General features: G+C 62.8%; 16 protein-coding genes. 9 read left to right on the top strand and 7 right to left on the bottom strand.

Annotated features, from left to right (window positions below):
* Positions 1-109 precede the first annotated feature (109 nt).
* On the bottom strand, positions 110-1282 hold the full coding sequence (locus V6M87_RS01520; RefSeq protein ID WP_332847949.1) for a hypothetical protein: 1173 nt from the start codon (positions 1280-1282) through the stop codon (positions 110-112).
* On the bottom strand, positions 1279-2460 hold the full coding sequence (locus V6M87_RS01515; RefSeq protein WP_332847948.1) for a DUF3466 family protein: 1182 nt from the start codon (positions 2458-2460) through the stop codon (positions 1279-1281). Before V6M87_RS01515 ends, V6M87_RS01520 begins: the two co-directional genes overlap by 4 nt.
* Positions 2461-2727: 267 nt before the next feature.
* On the opposite strand from V6M87_RS01515, the gene V6M87_RS01510 reads away from it, so the two are divergent.
* From V6M87_RS01510 to V6M87_RS01495, 4 genes are all read left to right on the top strand, one after another.
* On the top strand, positions 2728-4128 hold the full coding sequence (locus V6M87_RS01510) for an L-cystine transporter (protein WP_332847947.1): 1401 nt from the start codon (positions 2728-2730) through the stop codon (positions 4126-4128).
* A gap of 85 nt (positions 4129-4213) precedes the next feature.
* On the top strand, positions 4214-4975 hold the full coding sequence (locus tag V6M87_RS01505; RefSeq protein WP_332847946.1) for a histidine phosphatase family protein: 762 nt from the start codon (positions 4214-4216) through the stop codon (positions 4973-4975).
* Position 4976: 1 nt separating this feature from the next.
* On the top strand, positions 4977-5900 hold the full coding sequence (locus tag V6M87_RS01500; protein WP_332847945.1) for an NAD(P)H-hydrate dehydratase: 924 nt from the start codon (positions 4977-4979) through the stop codon (positions 5898-5900).
* A gap of 152 nt (positions 5901-6052) precedes the next feature.
* Complete coding sequence (locus V6M87_RS01495) at positions 6053-6421, top strand: hypothetical protein (protein WP_332847944.1); 369 nt, start codon at positions 6053-6055, stop codon at positions 6419-6421.
* A gap of 66 nt (positions 6422-6487) precedes the next feature.
* On the opposite strand, the gene V6M87_RS01490 is transcribed toward V6M87_RS01495, so the two are convergent.
* The 3 genes from V6M87_RS01490 to V6M87_RS01480 form a co-directional block, all read right to left on the bottom strand.
* Positions 6488-9688, bottom strand: a complete 3201-nt coding sequence (locus V6M87_RS01490) for an efflux RND transporter permease subunit (protein ID WP_332847943.1) — start codon at positions 9686-9688, stop codon at positions 6488-6490.
* A gap of 3 nt (positions 9689-9691) precedes the next feature.
* Entirely contained in the window at positions 9692-10876 is a 1185-nt protein-coding gene (locus V6M87_RS01485) for an efflux RND transporter periplasmic adaptor subunit (RefSeq protein WP_332847942.1), read from the bottom strand.
* A gap of 180 nt (positions 10877-11056) precedes the next feature.
* Positions 11057-11485 (bottom strand): divergent PAP2 family protein, encoded by a 429-nt coding sequence (locus tag V6M87_RS01480; protein ID WP_332847941.1) that lies wholly within the window; start codon positions 11483-11485, stop codon positions 11057-11059.
* Positions 11486-11655: 170 nt separating this feature from the next.
* Between V6M87_RS01480 and V6M87_RS01475 the strand changes: the two genes are divergently transcribed.
* The 3 genes from V6M87_RS01475 (at position 11656) to V6M87_RS01465 (ending at position 13779) form a co-directional block, all read left to right on the top strand.
* A complete protein-coding gene (locus V6M87_RS01475) occupies positions 11656-12714 on the top strand; it encodes a DUF475 domain-containing protein (protein WP_332847940.1) in 1059 nt (352 codons plus the stop codon).
* A gap of 35 nt (positions 12715-12749) precedes the next feature.
* A complete protein-coding gene (locus V6M87_RS01470) occupies positions 12750-13325 on the top strand; it encodes a TerD family protein (protein ID WP_332847939.1) in 576 nt (191 codons plus the stop codon).
* A 76-nt stretch (positions 13326-13401) separates the two neighbouring features.
* On the top strand, positions 13402-13779 hold the full coding sequence (locus V6M87_RS01465; RefSeq protein WP_332847938.1) for a hypothetical protein: 378 nt from the start codon (positions 13402-13404) through the stop codon (positions 13777-13779).
* 64 nt (positions 13780-13843) lie between these two features.
* Here the strand turns inward: V6M87_RS01465 and V6M87_RS01460 are convergent, their stop codons facing one another.
* Both V6M87_RS01460 and V6M87_RS01455 read right to left on the bottom strand, forming a co-directional pair.
* Complete coding sequence (locus V6M87_RS01460) at positions 13844-16120, bottom strand: hypothetical protein (RefSeq protein WP_332847937.1); 2277 nt, start codon at positions 16118-16120, stop codon at positions 13844-13846.
* Between the two features lie 112 nt (positions 16121-16232).
* Positions 16233-17234, bottom strand: coding sequence for a serine/threonine protein kinase (locus tag V6M87_RS01455; protein WP_332847936.1), 1002 nt, complete (start codon positions 17232-17234; stop codon positions 16233-16235).
* Positions 17235-17329: 95 nt separating this feature from the next.
* On the opposite strand from V6M87_RS01455, the gene V6M87_RS01450 reads away from it, so the two are divergent.
* Positions 17330-18025 (top strand): UPF0149 family protein, encoded by a 696-nt coding sequence (locus V6M87_RS01450; protein ID WP_332847935.1) that lies wholly within the window; start codon positions 17330-17332, stop codon positions 18023-18025.
* 126 nt (positions 18026-18151) lie between these two features.
* Complete coding sequence (locus V6M87_RS01445; protein WP_332847934.1) at positions 18152-19105, top strand: MBL fold metallo-hydrolase; 954 nt, start codon at positions 18152-18154, stop codon at positions 19103-19105.
* The last annotated feature ends 32 nt before the right edge of the window (positions 19106-19137 follow it).

The raw sequence follows: 19137 nt of genomic DNA, 5'->3' as shown, positions 1-19137 counted from the left end.
CAAGCAAGCTAGTAAGCAATGGTTCCCGCCCTGTGCGGGAATTTTTTTGACAGATACACTCACCCGCCGGTGCGACCTGCAGGGCGGCCGCCTGCCAAACCCTTCAGGCTTAACCGCATCGTGAACACACAACCCGGTCCCGCCCCGCCCTCTGTGCGCGCCGGCACAACAGAAGCAACGCGCCAGCACCCCACATACCCCATTGCGATGGCTCCGGCACTGCGGTGAGCGGGTCGAGCCGCACCGCTTGGCAAATACCGGCCATGCAGGCGGTCGCAGCAATCTGGTCATCATCATTAATGGCCTGAGCATCCTGGATGGTCCAGCCTGAAGCAGGATCAATCAAGGAATCCAGCAAGACCATTTCACCATTCAGATAAAGAAATGCACCGACACCTGCAATCGTATCGGTCCAGCCCACCACGTGTCCGGCATCGTTGATATCCCATGCCGCGCTGTTCCCGCCTTCGCGCATCGCACCGAGGTCCTTGGCCGCGCCGTCGTCGTACATTGCGGCATGCATCCGCGTGATGTCGGCGCCGCCATCCTCCAACATGCCATATGAATGACCGGCCACCTGATCGTGCTTGTTGATGGCGGAGGCAACGCCGTACCAATTCTCGCCCATCCCGAGGTAGAGCGTGACACCATCGCGATACATGAACGCGACGGGCACGCCAAAATTGTAAGCGTCGTGTATGGTTCCCACCGCATGGCCGTCTTCATTGATATCGTTCGCCTCGCTTACCATGTTCGGGAAGCCGATTGCGTTCGTCAGGTCGCCTGACCAGCCGTTGAAGAAAGTGACTGCATGGTTCGCCAGCGACCCCTCAGGATCGTAGTTATTGGTGATTAACGCCATCCCCACAGCGGTCCCGACATTATTGATATCGGTGGCCATGCTTTCCGGTGAGGGGGAGATATTCGCAAGTACCCCGTTGGCATACAAGAAGCCCTGGCGTAACTGGAATGTGCCGGATGGACCGGCGGTGCCCACCACCGTGCCGCTATCGTTCACTCCCCCTGCAATGCTGTAGCCGGATCCCGGGAGCGTACCGAGATCCTGGACCGTATTGCCATCATAGAAAAATGCACGCGAGGACGCGCTTCCATCCTGCAAATTGCCCACCATTTGGCCGGACCGGTTGATATCGACGGCCGAACTATTGGCGGGACCAACTATGGTCACCCGATACAGCGGCTCGGTCCGGCCAGACAACGGCACCGCCGCCGCCAGCAGTGCACACAACAACATCGCCAGATGGCTTACACGGTGCTTCATGTGCCGCTCCTCGCGTCGTCGGTAGCAATGCGCGAACGTGCGCGGCGCGCCAGGCCGAGGCCGACGAGACCTGAGCCGAGCATCCATGGCGTCGCCGGTTCCGGCACGGCGGGCGCCAGGTCGAGCCGCACGGCGTAGCACAGACCAGCCTGGCAGGCCGTGCCGGCGATTTGCCCCAGCTCGTTGATGCCCTCCGCATTTTGAATGGTCCAGCCGGAATCCGGATCGATCAGGCTGTCGAGCAGGACCATTTGGCCATCAATGTACAGAAACGCGGAATCAACCGTCTCGTCCACCGTCGCGGTAACGCCAACGATGAGCCCGGCATCGTTGATATCGTTGGCAATGCTGCTGCCGTTGGTGAGCAGGGACCCCAGGTCCTGCAAGACGCCGTTTTGGTACAGGAACGCGCGGCGCGGATAAATGTCGCCCGGGAGGTCGTCTGAACTGAACCGGCCGGCGGTGCCGACCACCTGGTCATGGTTGTTGATCGCGTAGCCATGGCCGAATACGCCGCCGAAGTCACCCAGGTCCTGGAGCGGACCGGTCGTGTAGAGGAAGGGATGGGAAGGGTAATTCGGGGCGCCGCCCACCTCAACGGTACCCGTAACATACCCTGCCTCGTTCACGCCTTCCGAGAAACTGTTGTAGCCGTCGGGAACCGTGCCCAGGTCGGTGGCCACGCCACCGACGTATTTGTAAGCGTGAATATAGGTGCCGCCCTGGCCATCGGGAAATGACTTGCCCCCGACGATCAGGCCGGCGTTGTTGATATCGCTGGCGTCGCTCAAGCCGTCGAACGGCAACGCCGACACGACGCCGCTGGCGTAGACGAAGGCCTGGCGTGCGCCAGCCGAATAGGCAGTGCCGACCACCGTGCCGTCGTCGTTCAGACCCTGGGCGAAGCTGCGCTCATACCCCAGCGTGCCCAGGTCGTGCAGCGCGCCGCCGTCGTGGAAAAACGCGTGAAAGCTGTCACCGCTGGTGATGTAACCGACTACCTGCCCTGCTTCGTTGATGTCGCGCGCTTCGCTGCCGGCGCCACCCAGCACTGTCACGGTGTAGGTGGGCGCTGCCTGTGCTGCCGGCGCCAGCAGGAGCGCGGGCAGCGCATTTAGCGCCGCCGACAACAACAGCCGTGGCAATGCGGCGACGAGCCTGGCAATGGTCCTGGTCATGATGGGGTCCTTTCCTTGATTGGGATGCACGGCGGGCGGATGCTGCGCCCCGGCGCTTGCGCCGCCGACCGGAATACCCAGCTTAGGCAAGGCGGCCATGCAGCCGACTGTTGCGCATCAATCGCGCGCTGGAACTAAACGGCGTTTGGCTAACTACCAAAAATTCATATACGTATAGAACAATCAGTTCGATGCAGTCGGGCACGAACCGCTATAAAATGCAATGATGACATCGCGCCATGCCGCGACATATTTTCTAGGACCTGTATGAACCTTCCCCTGTTTCTGAACCTGGCCATCGCGCTGGTGGTCTGCGCCCTGCTTTACAAAATGCAGACGGCGCACGCCTCGTTTACCAAGCGCGTATTTACAGGCATGGGCCTGGGTGTCCTGCTTGGTGCGGTCTTCCAGGCCGTGTATGGCGCGACCTCGGCGGTGGTGACGCAGACCGACGCCTGGCTCGACATCATCGGTTCCGGCTATGTGCAATTGCTGCAGATGATCATCATGCCCTTGATCATGGTGTCGATCATCCAGGCCATCCTCAAGCTGCGCAACGCTTCGTCGCTGGGCAAAATCAGCGCGATTACCATCGCAACCTTGTTGCTCACCACAGTCGTGGCAGCCTGCATTGGCATCCTGATGGCCAAGCTGTTCAGCCTGACGGCGGTCGGCCTGACCGCCAGCGCTGCGGAAGTGGCGCGCGGTCACTACATGGATACCAAGCTGGCCACCGCGCAGCAAATTTCGCTGCCGTCCACGATCCTGTCGTTCTTGCCGACCAATCCCTTCCTCGACATGACCGGCGCGCGCAAAACGTCGACCATCGCGGTAGTGCTGTTTTCGATTTTTATCGGCATCTCGGCCACCGGCATCGCCGGCAAGAAGCCAGAAGTGTTCACCTCGTTCAACCAGTTCATCAACGTGGCGCACGTGATCGTGATGCGCATGGTGACGCTGGTGCTGCGCCTGACCCCGTTCGGCGTGTTTGCGCTGATGACGCAAGTCGTGGCTGGTTCGAGCCTGGACAGCATTTATAAACTGATCGATTTCGTGCTGGCATCGTACAGCGCACTGTTCCTGATGTTCTGCGTGCACCTGCTGCTCATCACAGCGATTGGCCTGAATCCCTTGCGTTACGTGCGCAAGATCTTTCCGGTGCTGGCCTTTGCCTTCACCTCCCGCACCAGCGCCGGCGCCATTCCAATGAGCGTGCAGACGCAGACGTCGCGCCTGGGCACGCCGGAAGGCATCGCCAACTTCGCCGCCTCGTTCGGTTCGACCATCGGCCAGAACGGCTGCGCCGGCATTTATCCCGCCATGCTGGCCGTGATGATCGCCCCGACCGTCGGCATCGACCCGTTCACCATGCAGTTCCTGCTGCCGCTGGTGGGCATCATTACCATCGGCTCGGTCGGCGTGGCCGGCGTTGGCGGCGGTGCCACCTTTGCCGCCCTGATCGTGCTGTCGGCGATGAACCTGCCGGTGGCGCTGGCGGGCCTGCTGATTTCGATCGAACCACTGATCGACATGGGCCGCACCGCACTCAACGTCAGCGGTTCGATCACCGCCGGGACGGTCGCCAGCCGCGTGCTGGGCGAAACCGACCTCGCCGTCTTCAATAGCGATGCCGTCGTCAACCTCGACGGCGACGAGCAAGTCGCCTGACAGGCTGTCTGCGCAGTAACGTGCGCTGATCAGCAGGGCTATCCCGCTATGATCTTGCCATATCAATATGATGGCGGGATCAGGCATGGAGCAAAAATGGCCGCAGGAAATCTGGTTGGTACGGCACGGGCAAAGCGCCGGAAACGTCGCGCGCGATGCGGCGGAAGCCGCCGCCGGCTTGCTGATCGACATCGCCGAGCGTGACGTCGATGTACCCTTGTCCCCCCTGGGCGAGCGCCAGTCACAGGCCCTGGGCGACTGGTTCGGCAGCCTGCCCGAGGACGGCCGCCCCAACATCGTCCTGCATTCGCCCTACGTGCGCGCAGCGGAAACTGCGCGCCTGATCATCGCGGGCATGCCTGGCGCCGACCTCGCCGTGCAAGTCGACGAGCGCCTGCGCGAAAAGGAATTCGGCGTGCTCGACCGCCTCACCACGCACGGCATCTCGCAAAAATATCCCGAACTGTACGCACAGCGCCAGCACGTCGGCAAATTCTATTTTCGCCCGCCCGGCGGCGAGAGCTGGTGCGACGTCATCCTGCGCCTGCGCAGCGTGCTCGACACCATCACGCGCGAGTACGCGCGCGAGCGCGTGCTGATCGTCGGCCACCAGGTCACCGTCAACTGCTTCCGCTATTTGCTGGAGCGGATGGACGAAGCGCGCATCCTGGAAGCAGACCGCGCCGGCGACGTACCGAACTGCTCCGTCACCTCGTATGCGTTCGATCCCACCCTGGGCAAGCGCGGCAAGCTGGCCGCACGCCTGCTCAACTTCGTCGCGCCACTGGAAGCGTCTGCCACGCCCGTCACGGCCGAGAAAGACATCCCGGCCGCACCGAAAGCCTGAGATGCCAAGCTGCGCGCCGATGGCTGTCGACCAGACCTTGCTGCGGGCCTGGCAACTGCCCATGCCGGACCCGGACAGCGACAAGGAAGGCCGCGGCCACGTGCTGGTGCTGGGCGGCTCGCGCGAGATGCCGGGCGCCGTCATCCTGGCGGCCACCGCGGCCCTGCGCGCCGGCGCCGGCAAGCTGACCATTGCCACGGGCCGCAGCGTGGCCCAGCTGGTCGCCCTGGCCCTGCCCGAAGCGCGCGTGATTGGCCTGGCCGAGACCGATACCGGCGGTTTTACCCGCGACGCCGTCGCGACGCTCGATCCGCTGGCCGACAAGGTCAGCGCCATCCTCATCGGGCCGGGCATGCAGGATGAACGGGCCACTGCCGTGTTGGTGCACGCCTTGCTGCCGCGCCTGGCGGGCAGCGACACCAGCGTGGTCCTGGATGCCTGCGCGATGGGCGCCATCCTGTTCCCGCCGGACGGCGTGGCGCCGTTCCGCTTTCTGCAACCAGTTGTGCTGACGCCGCATGCTGGCGAGATGGCCCATCTGAGCGGCGCCGCCAAGGATGCCATCGTGGCCGATGCGGACCACCATGCCCTCGACGCGGCTGCACGCTGGAATGCCATCGTCGCGTTGAAGGGCGCGCGCACCGTGATTGCTGCCCCGGATGGCGTCAGCTGGCAGCATGCAGGCGGCAATGTCGGGCTGGCAACCTCCGGCTCGGGCGACACGCTGGCGGGCATTCTGGCCGGACTGGCCGCACGTGGCGCGACCCTTGCCCAAGCTACGTGCTGGGGCGTCGCGCTGCACGCACAGGCCGGCACCCGGCTTGCCCGACAGTTTGGCCAGCTGGGTTACCTTGCGCGCGAGATCCCCGCGGAAATTCCTTTTTTGCTGGAAATGATTGCAGGCAGGCAGGGCAGCGACCCCTGAACTTCGGCAGTCTTGCTCAAGGAATGTGCGCTGGATTGATCTATATCAAACGCAATCGGCAACATTATTATCAAATCAACTTTTAAACGAACTTGACGAACTAGCCGGGCCGCCTGCGGTCCAATTTTTACACATGAACCAGGAGAAATGCCATGAAACCGAGCTACCCCATCCCAAAACTGTTGTTGACCGCCGCCGTACTGACTGCCCTGCTGGGCGGCTGCCGCAAGGACGACACCACCGCCACCACTACCGCCACCACGCCTGACACCACCACGCCAAGCACGGCCACAGCGCCAAGCACGGCGACAGGCACCAGTGGTACTACCGGCACAACGGCGGCCCCGGCCACGCAGACGGACACCACGGGGACCACGGGCGCCACCGGCACCACCACCACCACCACCACCACCCCGCCAGCGGGCTCGTCCGGCACCTCGGGCACCAGTGGCAGCAGCGACATGTCCGGCAGTGGAACCACTGGCACCAATGGCGCGAGCACCACGCCGCCGCGTAACTAAGTGACGATGTAAAAGGGCCCGCATTGCGCGGGCCCCTTTGCTTGACTGGCTGTTTCGCGGTGACGGTCAGACCGGCGCCGTCTTGCGCCCCGTCGCGACCTGGCCCAGCCTGATGATCATGCGGTACACGAAACGCACCAGCAACAAGGTCAGCAAGGCTTCGATCATGGTCTGCAGGAAAGCCGGCAGCGGCGTGATGCGGGCAGCACGACGCTGGAACTTGGCCACCATGCGGTCACGCGAAATCTCGATGCTGTCGTAGAAGGTCGGCACCACCAGCAAGGTCAGCAAGGTCGACGTGATCGTGCCACCGATGATCGCAATGGCCAGCGGCTGATAGAACTGACCATCGTCGCCGAGCGCCAGCGCCAGCGGAAACATGCCGGCGATGAGCGCGAAGGTCGTCATCAGGATCGGGCGCAGGCGCATGCGCCCGGCCTGCATCAGCGCGGCTTCACGGTCGTAGCCTTCCGCTTCGAGTTCGCGGGCGGCGTCGAGCAGCAAAATGGCGTTCTTGGCGACCAGCCCCATCAGCATGATGATGCCGATAAAACTCATCAGGTTCAGCGTGCCGCCGGTCAGCAACAAGGCCAGCACGACGCCGATCAGCGACAAGGGCAGCGACATCATGACCGCCAGCGGCGCAGTGAAGGAGCCGAACTGCATCACCAGAATCAGGTACATCAAGCCGATGCCGGATACCAGCGCCAGCAGCATTTCCGTGAACAGTTCGGCCTGATCCTTGCCTGCGCCGCCCAGCTTCAGGCCGTAACCTGGCGGGAAATCAATCGACTTGGCCAGTTTCATGGCGTCGTCGGTGACTTCGCCGTTCGAGCGTCCCTGGGCATTGGCGGACACGGTAATCGTGCGCTTGCCGTCCTTGTGCTCGATGCCCGATGGCCCTTTGCCCATCGTGATTTTGGCGATCTGGTCCAGTGGCACCATCATCTGGCTGCCGGTCACGGCAATCGGCAGGCGCTCGATATTGCTGGCATTGACCCGGTCTTCCGGATGCAGGCGCACGGCCACGTCGCGGGTTTCGCCGGTCGGATCGACCCAGTCGCCCACTTCGATACCGGCAAATGCCACGCGCAATGCTTGCGCCGCATCCCCGACGGAAATACCCATCGAATTGGCCAGGCCGCGATCCATTTCGATTTGCAGTTCATCTTTCGGATCCTGTTGTGACAGGCCGACATCCACCGCACCTGGCATCAGACGCAACTTATCCATGTACTGGCCAGTAATTTCCAGCAATTTGCGCGAATCGGGACCCGTGAATTCGATCTGCACCGGCTTGCCGCCGCCGCCATTCAAATCGTCCAGCACCGTGTACTCGGCGCCGACCAGGTGACTGATTTTCTCGCGCAATTCCACTGCCACTTCGGCAGTCTTGCGTTTGCGTGTGCTGCGCTTGCCGATATCGACATAAATCCGTCCGCCACTCGGGCTGATCGAACTATTCGTTTCTTTGGTTTCCGGCAACGTACGCGCAATCGCCGCTGCCCGCTCCATTTTGAGGCGCGCAAATTCGATGCTCGACGAAGCAGGCATCCGCACATCGATGGCGAGGTTGCTGGAATCGGCTTTAGGCAGGAAGCTTGAGCCGCCAAACTTCATATGCAAGCCAACGGCGGCAACCAGTGTGCCAAACGCGATGATCGCCATCCAGCGACGATGGTGCAACGCCCAGGCAATCACATTGCCGTAACTGTCGGCCTTGCGGTCGAACCATGCATTGAAACGCTGCAAGACCTTCGAGATACCTTTTTTCGGCGCGCTGTGGAAATCCGGTGGATCGCCCCAGTAGGCCGACAGCATCGGATCGAGCGTGAACGAAATGAACAGCGAGACGATCACCGAGCAGGTCACGGTCAGCGCGAACGGGCGGAACCATTCGCCGGAAATACCCGGCATGAAGGCCACCGGAACGAACACGGCCATGATGGAGAACGTGGTCGACGCCACCGCCATGCCAATCTCGGCCGTGCCTTCCAGCGCAGCGGTGCGGCGATCCGAGCCCTTCTGCATGTGGCGCACGATGTTTTCCCGCACCACGATGGCGTCATCGATCAGCACACCGATGGCCAGCGACAGGCCCAGCAAGGTCATGAAGTTCAGCGTGAAGCCGCACAGCCACACCGCGATGAAAGCGGCCAGCACGGAGGTCGGCAAGGACAGCGCGGTGATCAGGGTCGAGCGCCACGAGTTGAGGAAGGCGTACACCACGAAAATGGTCAGTACGGCGCCAAATATCAGCGTCTCGATCACATTGTTCAGGCTGCGCTGCGAATCGATGCCGCCGTCGCGCGTCACTTCCAGCTTGGAGCCGGCCGGCAATTCCTTGTTGATTTCCTTGACCAGTTCGCGCACGCCGTTGGCCACGGACACGGTCGAAGCGTCGCGCGAGCGGGCAATCTGGATGCCGACGTTGGGCCGGCCGCTGCGGATCGACAGGCCGTTGATATCGGCGAAACCATCGCGGATCTCGGCCACCTGCGCCAGCCGCACGATCTGGTCGCCGCTGCGCTTGACGACCACTTCCTGGAAGTCTTCCGGACGCTCGATGCGGCCGACCAGGCGGATGCTTTTTTCGTCGAGCGTACCGCGTACCTTGCCGACCGGCGCATTGGTGTTCTGGTTACGCAGGGCATTCACCACGTCGCCAGCGGACACATTGTATTCACGCAGTTTCTCGGCACGCAGCAGGACCGACAGTTCTCGCTTGAGCGAACCATTCACCGTCACGGTCGAGACGCCATCGATGGCGCGGAAGCGGTCGGCCAGAACGTCTTCGGCATAGCGCGAAATTTCCGCGTGGCTCTGGCTGGTCGACGAGAACGCCAGGTTCATGATCGGCTGGGCGGCCGGATCGATGCGGCGCAGGATCGGCTCGCGCATCTCGACCGGCAATTTGTAGCGCACGGCCGCGATCGCGTTGCGCACGTCGTCGGACGCTTCGATCAGGTTGCGCTTGAAATTAAATTCCATGAAGATCGTGGCCGACCCTTCGTCGGCGCTCGAGTTCACGCTGGTCACACCGGTGATGCTCTGCATCGATTTCTCGAGCCGGTTGACGATTTCCCGCTCGACCGTTTCCGGCGAGGCGCCCGGATACGGAATCGAGACCAGGATGAACGGCACTTCAACGTCCGGGTTCTGGTTGACGCGCAACTTCTTGAGCGCCATGAGGCCCAGGCACATCATCGCCAGGATCAGGACGATCGTCGCGATGGGCCGCTTGATACTGAAATTGGACAGGAACATGGCTTATTTCCCTTGCGTCAGAGCGGCGGTGCTGGCGACCTTCGGTGCAGCCAGTTCAATTGCCTGGCCATCTTTCATGGCCGAGTTTGGATTGCGCATCACCTGGTCGCCGGCGGCCAGGCCGGTGCGCACCACGTATTTGCCGCTGCGGGCGTCGCGCAGGCCCAGGCCCAGGTCGGCCTTGACCAGCTTGTTGCCTTTGACCTGCCAGGCATAGGTCTGGTCGCCGGCGCGCACCAGTGCGCCTTCCGGCAGCATCAGCGCGGCCGATGTATCGGCGTCGATGCGCCCTTCCGCGTACAGGCCGGACACTTTCGGCTGCACCGCGTTGGCGAAACCCACCAGCACTTCGACCTGGCGCGTGACGGCGTTGGCGGCCGGATCGATGCGGCGCACGATGCCGGCAAATTGCTGGTCGCCATAGCCGTTGATGCGGAAATTGACGGTCTGGCCGATCTTCACGGCGCTGATGGTGTCGGCGGACACATGGCCTTCAAAGCGCATGCTGGTCGGGTCGATGACTTTTAATAATTCCTTGCCGATCGCGGCGGTGTCGCCGTTCGACACCTTGCGGTCGCTGACCACGCCGTCGAACGGCGCCCGGATGGTCGTGCGCGAGAGTTGCTGGCGCGCCTGCACGGCGCGCGCGCGCGCGGCCGACACTTCGCTCTGGGCGGTGTTGCGGCGCACTTCGGCGTCGTCAAAGGCCGAGGCCGACGTCATGCCGGAAGCGCGCAGGGTCTTCAGGCGTTCTAGCTGGCGATTTGACTGGTCCAGGGCCTGGGCCGCCGACACCACAGCTTGTTCGGCAGATGCCAGGCTGTCGCGGATCGAAGTGTCGTCCAGGCGCAACAGAACGTCGCCCCGTTTCACTACTTCGCCATTTTCCTTGAGCACCTGCAACACGATGGCGGAAACCTCGGCGCGCAAATCGGCCTTGCGTTCGGGCTGGACCGAACCGGTCACAACCGGGCCGGACGCCAGGGCGCTCGACGCGACCGTCAACAAATCCTCCGGTGCCACCAGCAACTTGACCGGCGCCGCCACCGGCTTGCCATCTTTGTCGAGCTTGGCCACGGCGCTGGCGCTCGCACTCGCACTGGCCGGCTTGGCGGACTCCTTGGCTTGATTGCCGCAGGCGGCAAGCGCGGCAGCAATGGCGAGGACGAGTAGGGATTTGCGCAGCATGGTGTTCTCCGGAATAGGCACTGAAACTGAGTAATGGGCGATCGTAACCAGCGGGCAGTATGTTGGTGTCGTTACTCTTAGTCAATTGTCGAGAACGCACGCTGCGGAATTCGATGCCTGAAATGCATACTGGCGCGACGAACTGCATTTGGCCGGCGTCAACGATACCAGCCTGCGGGATTATTTCGGCACAAGCAACCAGTAAATTGCGTGGCCCATCAGGATGCCGGTGACGATGCCGCCACCGATTTCGACCAGCGTATGGCCCATGCGTTCACGCAGGTGCTGGTGCGCGCCCGAGGCCGTCTCTGCGGCCAGGCGATTGATGGCAGCGGCATGGCGCCCCACGTGCTGGCGCAAGCTGTTGGCATCGATCATCACAATAAAGGCCAGCGTCACGGCGACGCCAAAGGCCGGATGGCCTATGCCTTCGCGCAGTGCAATTAACGTTGCCATACTGCTTACCACTGCGCTATGGTTGCTGGGAAACCCGCCATTTCCGACCAGGTTGAACGCCAGGCGGCGCTGGCGCACGCTGGTGATGGTGAATTTGATGGGGCCGACGACCAGCCAGGTCAGCAAGGGAGTAAGGAGATAAGACAAGTCCATGCGGGGTTCCAATGATAAAAAGTTGCGTCCTGGCATGCAGCCAGGCCAAATACCGTGTGGAATTATCGCAGAAGGTCGTTCTGAAAAGTACCAACGGTACCCCGCCGCCGGGCCAGAAACGGGTAATATTTGACATTGTGGCGAATTCGCCAAGCTTAAGGATCGACAACATGCAGCACTTCAGGCTTTCATTCATCGTCACCGCGGTCCTTATGGCCATGGCCGGCTACTGGGGTTATACCCACGGCGGCACCAGCGGCCTGCTGCAGGCGCTCTGGATCACCGCCGTGCTCGGCATTCTGGAAGTCTCGCTGTCGTTCGACAATGCCGTCGTCAACGCGTCGGTGCTGCGCCACTGGAATGCATTCTGGCGCAAGCTGTTCCTGACGGTCGGCATCCTGGTGGCCGTGTTCGGCATGCGCTTGCTGTTTCCATTGGTGATCGTCTCGGCCGCGACGGGTCTGGGCCTCATCGACGTCTGGCACATGGCCATCAACACGCCGGTCGAATACTCGCGCCACCTGACCGAAAAGCATGCGGAAGTGGCAGCCTTTGGCGGCGCCTTCCTGCTGCTGGTATTCCTCAACTTTTTGTTTGACGACGAAAAGGAACTCCACTGGCTGGGCTGGATCGAAGAAAAAGTGGGCCAGTTCGGCAGCCAGGGCCTGGCCATCCTGCTGACGCTGGGTGCGGTCCTGCTGGCCATGGGCCTGATGCCGGAAGCGCGCCAGCGCGCGGTGCTGGTGGCCGGCGTGGTGGGCGTGCTGGTGTATGTCGGTGTCGACTGGATCAGCGGCTTGCTGGAGTCGGGCGAATCCGAGCCGGGTCTGGGTAAAGTGGTGTCGCAGGGCAGTATCGGCGGCTTCCTCTACCTGGAAGTGCTGGACGCGTCCTTCAGTTTCGACGGCGTAATCGGCGCGTTTGCGATCACCAACGACGTCGTCATCATCATGCTCGGCCTGGCGATCGGCGCGATGTTCGTGCGCTCGCTGACGGTGTTTCTGGTGAACAAGGGCACGCTGGAAGAATTCGTCTACCTGGAACACGGCGCGCATTATGCAATCGGCATCCTGGCACTGATCATGTTTGCAAGCGTGCAGTATGAGATTGCCGAATGGATCACAGGCCTGTCCGGCGTCGCGTTCATCCTGGTGTCGCTGTGGTCATCGATCCGCTACAAGAAGCAGCAAGCGCTGCTGGAACCCGACAGCAAGGCAGAAACCGTTTAAGCAGTTTTATTCACCCTGACAATAAAGGAACTACCATGGCAATCAGCTTGCAAAAAGGCGGCAACGTCAACCTCTCCAAAGAAGCTCCGGGCCTGACCAAAGTCATCATTGGCCTGGGCTGGGATCCGCGTGCCACGGACGGCAAGGAATTTGACCTCGATGGCAGCGCCTTCCTGCTCAAAGCCGACGGCAAAGTGCGTGGCGACAGCGACTTCATTTTCTATAACAACCTGAAATCGACCGATGGCTCGGTCACCCACACCGGCGACAACCGCAGTGGCGAAGGCGAAGGCGACGACGAGCGCGTGGTCGTCGACCTGTCGCAGGTCCCGGCAGAAATCGACCGCCTGGCCGTGTCCGTCACCATCCACGAAGCCGAGCAGCGCAACCAGAACTTCGGCATGGTCTCGCGCGCCTACATCCGTTGCCTGAACGCCGACGGCGAAAAGGAAATCGCCCGCTACGACCTGTCGGAAGACGGCTCGGTCGAAACCGCGATGATTTTCGGCGAACTGTACCGCGCCGGCAGCGAATGGAAATTCCGCGCCGTCGGCCAGGGCTATAAAGGCGGCCTGGGTCCACTGGCACGTTCGTACGGCGTCAACGCTTAATTGACAAGTCAGCCATACGTGGCAGAATACGCCGTCTTTACTTCCCCCACTGCCACTGAAAGCTGACCCGTTACCCATGCCGACCTCCATTCCAAAACGTGGTATTGCCATCATGATTGCCGTGCTCGTGGCAGCAGTGGCTCTGTTCCTGCTGTACACCTGGATCAGCCTGTCGTTCGCGTATTCCGAAGGCGAGCGCGCCGGCTACCTGCAAAAGTTTTCGCGCAAGGGTTGGCTGTGTAAAACCTGGGAAGGTGAAATTCTGCTGTCGAGCATGCCCGGCGCGATTCCGGAACGCTTCAGCTTTTCGGTGCGCGATCCGGCTGTGGCAACGCAGATGCAGGCGGCCATGGGCAAGCGAGTGCAACTGGGGTATGAAGAGCACCGCGGCGTGCCAACCCAGTGCTTTGGCGAGACCGATTATTTCGCGTCAAAGGTATCCGTGCTGCAATAAAGCAAGCGCCCAACAAAAAGCCGTCATCTGCATGACGGCTTTTTTACGTCTGCCGGGCGCTGCCCTATTTGGTGCGGTCGTCTTGCAGGATATCGTTCAGGCGCACGACGGCTTGCCCGGCCGATGACTGGGTGAATTTTCCCAACACCTTGCGTGTCAAGTCTTCGGACACGGCGCGGTATTGCGCTTCTTCAGAACGCACACCGATTGCTTGCTGCGCGGCAGCCAGGGCCGCCACCTGCTGTTCGTGGTTGGCCGACTCCAACGCCAGCAGCCTGGCGCGCGCATCGGCCATGGCCTGGGTGGTTGCCGCTGCCTTCTCCTGCAGCTCGGCATGCGCCTGGGCGGTTTCCAGCAAGGTGCGCTGGGCATTGCGTTTATCCAGCGCCGACTGCGCCGCTGCCTGCTCGACCGCTTCGCGCTGCTGGGCCAGGTCGCGCCCTTCCTGCTCCATGGCCGCGCGCTGTACGGCGGCGGCGGCGCTGGCCTTTTCGGCCGCCAGGCGCTCGGCGATCGACTGGTTGGCGCGCAGGTCGGCACTGTTTTTTTCGCGCTGCTGGGCCAGTTTTTCGGCAATCAGTCGCAGCGCCGCTTTTTCGGCGTCGGCACCTGCGCAGGCGGCCGCCAGTTCTTCTTCGGCCAGCGCCAGCTTTTGATCCTCAACGGCGGCGCGCTCGGCTTGCACGCGCGCCAGTTCGGCGGCGGCGTCCTGCTGCGCCATCAGCGCGATGGTGCTGGACTCCTGGTGTTCGGCTTCCTGTTCGGCATGCAAGGCGGCAGCGCGCGCCGCGTCGATGGCGCCCGCCTGCGCATCCGCCAGCGCCTGCTCGGCAACGGCCTGGCGGCGCAGCAGATCGGCATGCTCGGCATCGGCCTGCATGCGCGCGCTTGCGGCCGCCGTCAATGCTTGTTCAGCCGCCAGTTTTTCCGTCAATTGCTCGACCGCGGCGTGTTCCGCGGCCAGGCGCGCCTGTTCGGCCTCCAGCAGCACACTGGCTGCGGCAGCCCGCTCGCAGGCCAGGCTGGCAACTGCTTGCTGTTCGGCCACTTGCGCCGCCAGTGTGGCCACGACGGCCTGCTCGGCATCGTTCTGTTCGGCCAGGGCAGCCGCAGCGGCCTTGGCCAGTGCAGCGCGCTCGTCGGCCAGACTGCGGGCGCGCTGGTGTTCCTGCTCCTCCAGCGCGGCAGCAGTGATGGCGGCGGCATCGGCTTCGGCACGCTGGCGCGCCTGTTCGGTGGCCACTTGTTCAGCAGCGAGGCGCAGATTGACCTGAGCGGCGGCGTCTTCCTCTGCTGCGGCGCGCACCACGGCCACTTCACGCAGCCGCTTGTCGGCGCCGATGCGCGCTTCGGTGGCGGCCAGGATGTGCACTTCGGCCGCGCGGCGCGCTTCGGCGCCGGCTGCCGCCGTCTGTTCGAGGCGCTGGCGGTGGAGCGCGGCGTCGCGCAATTCTTTCTCGGTTTCCAGACGCAGGTGCAGCGACTTGGCGGCGGCGCGTTCTGATTCAGCCTGGGCCAGCGCGATGGCTTCGCGTTCCTGCTCCAGGTGCGCCAGGGCGCGCGCTTCTTCCAGTGCATGGGCTTCGGCGGCGGCGCGGGCAAATGCGGCCGACAGCGCCACCTGGTCGGCACGTTCGCGCTGGACCGTCAGTTCGAGCGCCCCGGCTTCGGCCTGGGCCAGCATTTCTGAGGTCTGGCGTGCGCCCTTGGCCTGGCGTTCGCGCTCGCGCGCCAGAATGGCGACGCGCGCATCGGCGCTGGCGCCGTGCAGCACCTCTTCGCGGGCGGCGTGGACGGCCGCGACGCGTTCGGCGGCCTGCAGGCGGGCCTGCTCGGTTTCGGCCATCAATTCATTGGTGGCGTGCGCGGCTTGCGCCGCCAGTATGGCGTCGGACTCAGCCAGTTCGGCCGCGCGTTTTCGCGCTTCTTCTTCGAGCCGGCCGCGCGCTTCGGCGGCGAGGCGCACGTGGGTGTCGGCTTCGACGCGGGCGCGCAGGTCGGCGGTTTCCTGGCGCACCGCTTCGAGGCGCTCGGCACTGGCGACGGCGGCGGCGCGCAAGGTTTCCAGGCGGTCGCGATTGGCTTCGATGGCGTCTTCCGAGGCCTGGGCGCTGGCCAGCGCGGCCGCCGCGGCCTGGGCATCCATTGCGGCCCGTTCCTCGGCCATGGTGCGCGCGCGCGCCTCGGCGTGGACCCGGTTCTCCGCCGCAAACGACGCCTTGGCTTCCGCCTCGACCCTGGCGATCGCTTCCTTGATCGCGTTCACATCCATCGGCCCGCGCTGGGAAGGCAGGCTGATGGTGAAGTTGGTGTCGTCGTCTGGTGGCAGGTCCGGTTCCATCGTGTTCTCTCAGCGTGTATGACGTTCAAATACCATCGTGCGTCGATTATCGCGCGGCCGCTCGCGCAGCGGCGCGCCGATCAGCGCGGACAAACCCTGCCAATTCCAGCGATCAAACCGGCCACAGCGGCGGCTCGTCCATCAGGGCCACCTGTTCACGCAACTCCAGGATACGGTCTTGCCAGTAGCGCTGGGTGTTAAACCACGGGAAGGCCCGGGGAAAGGCCGGGTCGTCCCAGCGCATCGCCAGCCACGCCGAATAGTGGATCAGGCGCAGCGTGCGCAGCGCTTCGAACAAATATAACTGGCGCGGGTCGAAATCGCAAAAATCCTCGTAACCGGCCAGCACGCTGGCCAGTTGTCCCACCATCTCGTGGCGTTCACCCGAGAGCAGCATCCAGATGTCCTGCGCCGCCGGGCCCATGCGGCTGTCATCGAAATCGACAAAGTGGGGGCCGTCGTCGGTCCACAACACATTGCCACCATGGCAATCGCCGTGCAGGCGGATCAGCTCGACATTGCCGGCCCGGGCGTAGCAACGCGCCACACCTTCGAGTGCCTGCGCGCTCACGCTCGCGTAGGCGGCCACCAGTTCGTCAGGAATAAAACCGTTATCGAGCACGAAGGCGCGCGGTACGTGGCCGAAGGTGTCCGGGTTCAGCGCAGGGCGCTCGGCATACGGGCTCAAAGCGCCGATCGCGTGAATGCGGCCGATGAAACGCCCCATCCATTCGAGCGTGGCAGGGTCGCCCAGCTCGGGCGCGCGCCCGCCGCGGCGCGGGAACACGGTGAACCGAAAATCCTTGAAGGTGTGCAGCGTCGCGCCGTTCAGGACGCTGGGCGCGACCACCGGCAGCTCGGCCTCGGCGAGCTGCGCGACAAAGGCGTGCTCTTCCAGGATGGCGGCGTCGCTCCAGCGCTGCGGCCGGTAAAATTTCACCACGACCGGGTCGCCCTCTTCGCGTCCGACCTGATAAACCCGGTTTTCGTAGCTGTTCAGCGCCAGCAGGCGGCCATCGCCAAACAGGCCGACGCTGTCAACCGCGTCGAGCACGCAGTCGGGATCGAGGCGCTCGAAAGGATGTTGCGGATTGCCTGGTGTGTCAGTATTCATGCCCCATTGTAAGACCAAGACCGACATTTCGTGGGCCACCTTGCTTGCCACGCGTTACACTGGCGCCTTCCGCACCATTTACTTGAAAAGCCCCCATGCAACTCGACCAGCCCCTTTCCGAAGCAGAATTCAATACCCTCGACAAATTCCTCCTGTCCGACCGCACGCCGGAAGACACGATGACGATGGACACCCTGCACGGATTCCTGACGGCCATCGCCATCGGCCCGGAAACCATCATGCCAGCCGAGTGGCTGCCGCACGTCTGGGGCGAAGATGGCAACGCCGCGCCGAAGTGGAAGAACAGCAAGGAAGAAGAAAACATCGTCAACCTGATCATGCGCTTCATGAATGAAGTGCTGGTGACGTTCGAAGTGGCGCCGAAAGAGTTCGAGCCGCTGTTCTGCGAAGCCGAACACAACGGCGAGACACTGGTCGACGGCGAAGCCTGGACCTGGGGTTTCTGGGAAGGCATGGAATTGCGTCCCGATTCCTGGAACCCGATCTGGGAATCCGACCTGGCCCCGCTGATGCGCCCGATTTATTTGCTGGGCGCCGACGAGATTGAAGAAGCCGAGCTGAAGGAAGTCGACAGCCCGATCCTGGGCCACAAGCTGGCACTCGACATCGAAGCGAACTTGCCTGCGATTCATAAATTCTGGGTGCCACTGCGCAAGACCGCCGTCGAGACCGTGCGCCGCGACGAACCGAAAGTCGGCCGCAACGACGACTGCCCTTGCGGCAGTGGGAAGAAATACAAGAAATGCTGCGGCGCCGACGCCGCAGAATAAGCAACCCGAAGCCCGGCCGATGCCGGGCTTTTTTCATGCTTGCCGGATAGATGCGCGGCGGCCAGCAGCGCCGACACTGTTCATGTACGATTAGTAACAGTCAACCCACCCTTCAAGGACAAGAACATGACCCGACCAATACGCACGGTGGCCCTCGCCGCCGTCATCGCAGCCCTGTTTGCCGCACCTGCCTTTGCCGCAGCGCCGTTTGCCAAAACGCAGGGCCAGGGATTTTTTCGCACCATGATCGGTGACATCGAAGTGACGGCGGTGAGCGACGGCACGGTGGACTTGCCGGTCGACACCCTGCTCCAGGACAAGAAAGCAAACACCGACGCGACGCTGGCGAAATCCTTCCTGAAAAGCCCATTGGAAACGTCCGACAACACCTACCTGATCAACACCGGCAGCAAGCTGGTGCTGGTCGATACGGGCGCCGGCGTGCTGTTCGGGCCAACCTTGGGCAAGATGCTGGCCAACCTGAAGGCGTCCGGTTACACGCCCGAGCAGGTCGACGAAATCTATATCACGCACATGCACCCGGATCACGTGGGCGGCCTGATGACGTCCGGCCAGCGCACCTTTCCCAACGCGGTCGTGCGTGCCGCCAGGATGGAATCCGATTACTGGCTCAGCGAAAGCAATATGAGCAAGGCGGACGCAAGCAAGAAAGGCATGTTCCAGGGCGCAATGGCTTCCTTGAATCCGTATGTGCAAGCCGGCAAATACAAGGCCTTTGAAGGCGACATCGAACTGGTGCCGGGCGTGACCGCACACGCCGACAAGGGCCACACGCCCGGGCACACCACGTATTTCGTTGAAAGCGGCAAGCAGAAACTGCAACTGGTGGGCGATCTGATCCACGTCGCGGCTGTGCAGATGGACAATCCCACCATCACCATCAGTTTCGACAACGACAGCCGCGCCGCGTATGCGTCACGCAAGAAACAATTCGACGCAGCAGCCAAGGGCGGCTACCTGATTGCCGGCGCCCACCTGCCATTCCCGGGCATGGGACACCTGCAAGTCCAGGGCAAGGGCTACCGCTGGATTCCGGTGAATTACACGCGCATGCCTTGATCGAAAAAAAATCCGGCCAGCGCCGGATTTTT

Origin of the sequence: Massilia sp. S19_KUP03_FR1 (genome assembly GCF_036688685.1) — a bacterium.
GTDB lineage: Bacteria > Pseudomonadota > Gammaproteobacteria > Burkholderiales > Burkholderiaceae_D > JALYUM01.
Note: the sequence above shows the minus strand (reverse complement) of the source record. Positions and strands in the feature narration are given on the sequence as shown.

Bases quoted from the DNA above. Each gene is read 5' to 3' on its own strand.
- V6M87_RS01520 (WP_332847949.1), bottom strand. From the start codon at position 1,282: ATGAAGCACCGTGTAAGCCATCTGGCGATGTTGTTGTGTGCACTGCTG.
- V6M87_RS01445 (WP_332847934.1), top strand. From the start codon at position 18,152: ATGACCCGACCAATACGCACGGTGGCCCTCGCCGCCGTCATCGCAGCC.
- V6M87_RS01495 (WP_332847944.1), top strand. From the start codon at position 6,053: ATGAAACCGAGCTACCCCATCCCAAAACTGTTGTTGACCGCCGCCGTA.
- V6M87_RS01515 (WP_332847948.1), bottom strand. From the start codon at position 2,460: ATGACCAGGACCATTGCCAGGCTCGTCGCCGCATTGCCACGGCTGTTG.
- V6M87_RS01450 (WP_332847935.1), top strand. From the start codon at position 17,330: ATGCAACTCGACCAGCCCCTTTCCGAAGCAGAATTCAATACCCTCGAC.
- V6M87_RS01510 (WP_332847947.1), top strand. From the start codon at position 2,728: ATGAACCTTCCCCTGTTTCTGAACCTGGCCATCGCGCTGGTGGTCTGC.
- V6M87_RS01470 (WP_332847939.1), top strand. From the start codon at position 12,750: ATGGCAATCAGCTTGCAAAAAGGCGGCAACGTCAACCTCTCCAAAGAA.
- V6M87_RS01460 (WP_332847937.1), bottom strand. From the start codon at position 16,120: ATGGAACCGGACCTGCCACCAGACGACGACACCAACTTCACCATCAGC.
- V6M87_RS01485 (WP_332847942.1), bottom strand. From the start codon at position 10,876: ATGCTGCGCAAATCCCTACTCGTCCTCGCCATTGCTGCCGCGCTTGCC.
- V6M87_RS01475 (WP_332847940.1), top strand. From the start codon at position 11,656: ATGCAGCACTTCAGGCTTTCATTCATCGTCACCGCGGTCCTTATGGCC.
- V6M87_RS01455 (WP_332847936.1), bottom strand. From the start codon at position 17,234: ATGAATACTGACACACCAGGCAATCCGCAACATCCTTTCGAGCGCCTC.
- V6M87_RS01490 (WP_332847943.1), bottom strand. From the start codon at position 9,688: ATGTTCCTGTCCAATTTCAGTATCAAGCGGCCCATCGCGACGATCGTC.
- V6M87_RS01465 (WP_332847938.1), top strand. From the start codon at position 13,402: ATGCCGACCTCCATTCCAAAACGTGGTATTGCCATCATGATTGCCGTG.
- V6M87_RS01480 (WP_332847941.1), bottom strand. From the start codon at position 11,485: ATGGACTTGTCTTATCTCCTTACTCCCTTGCTGACCTGGCTGGTCGTC.
- V6M87_RS01500 (WP_332847945.1), top strand. From the start codon at position 4,977: ATGCCAAGCTGCGCGCCGATGGCTGTCGACCAGACCTTGCTGCGGGCC.
- V6M87_RS01505 (WP_332847946.1), top strand. From the start codon at position 4,214: ATGGAGCAAAAATGGCCGCAGGAAATCTGGTTGGTACGGCACGGGCAA.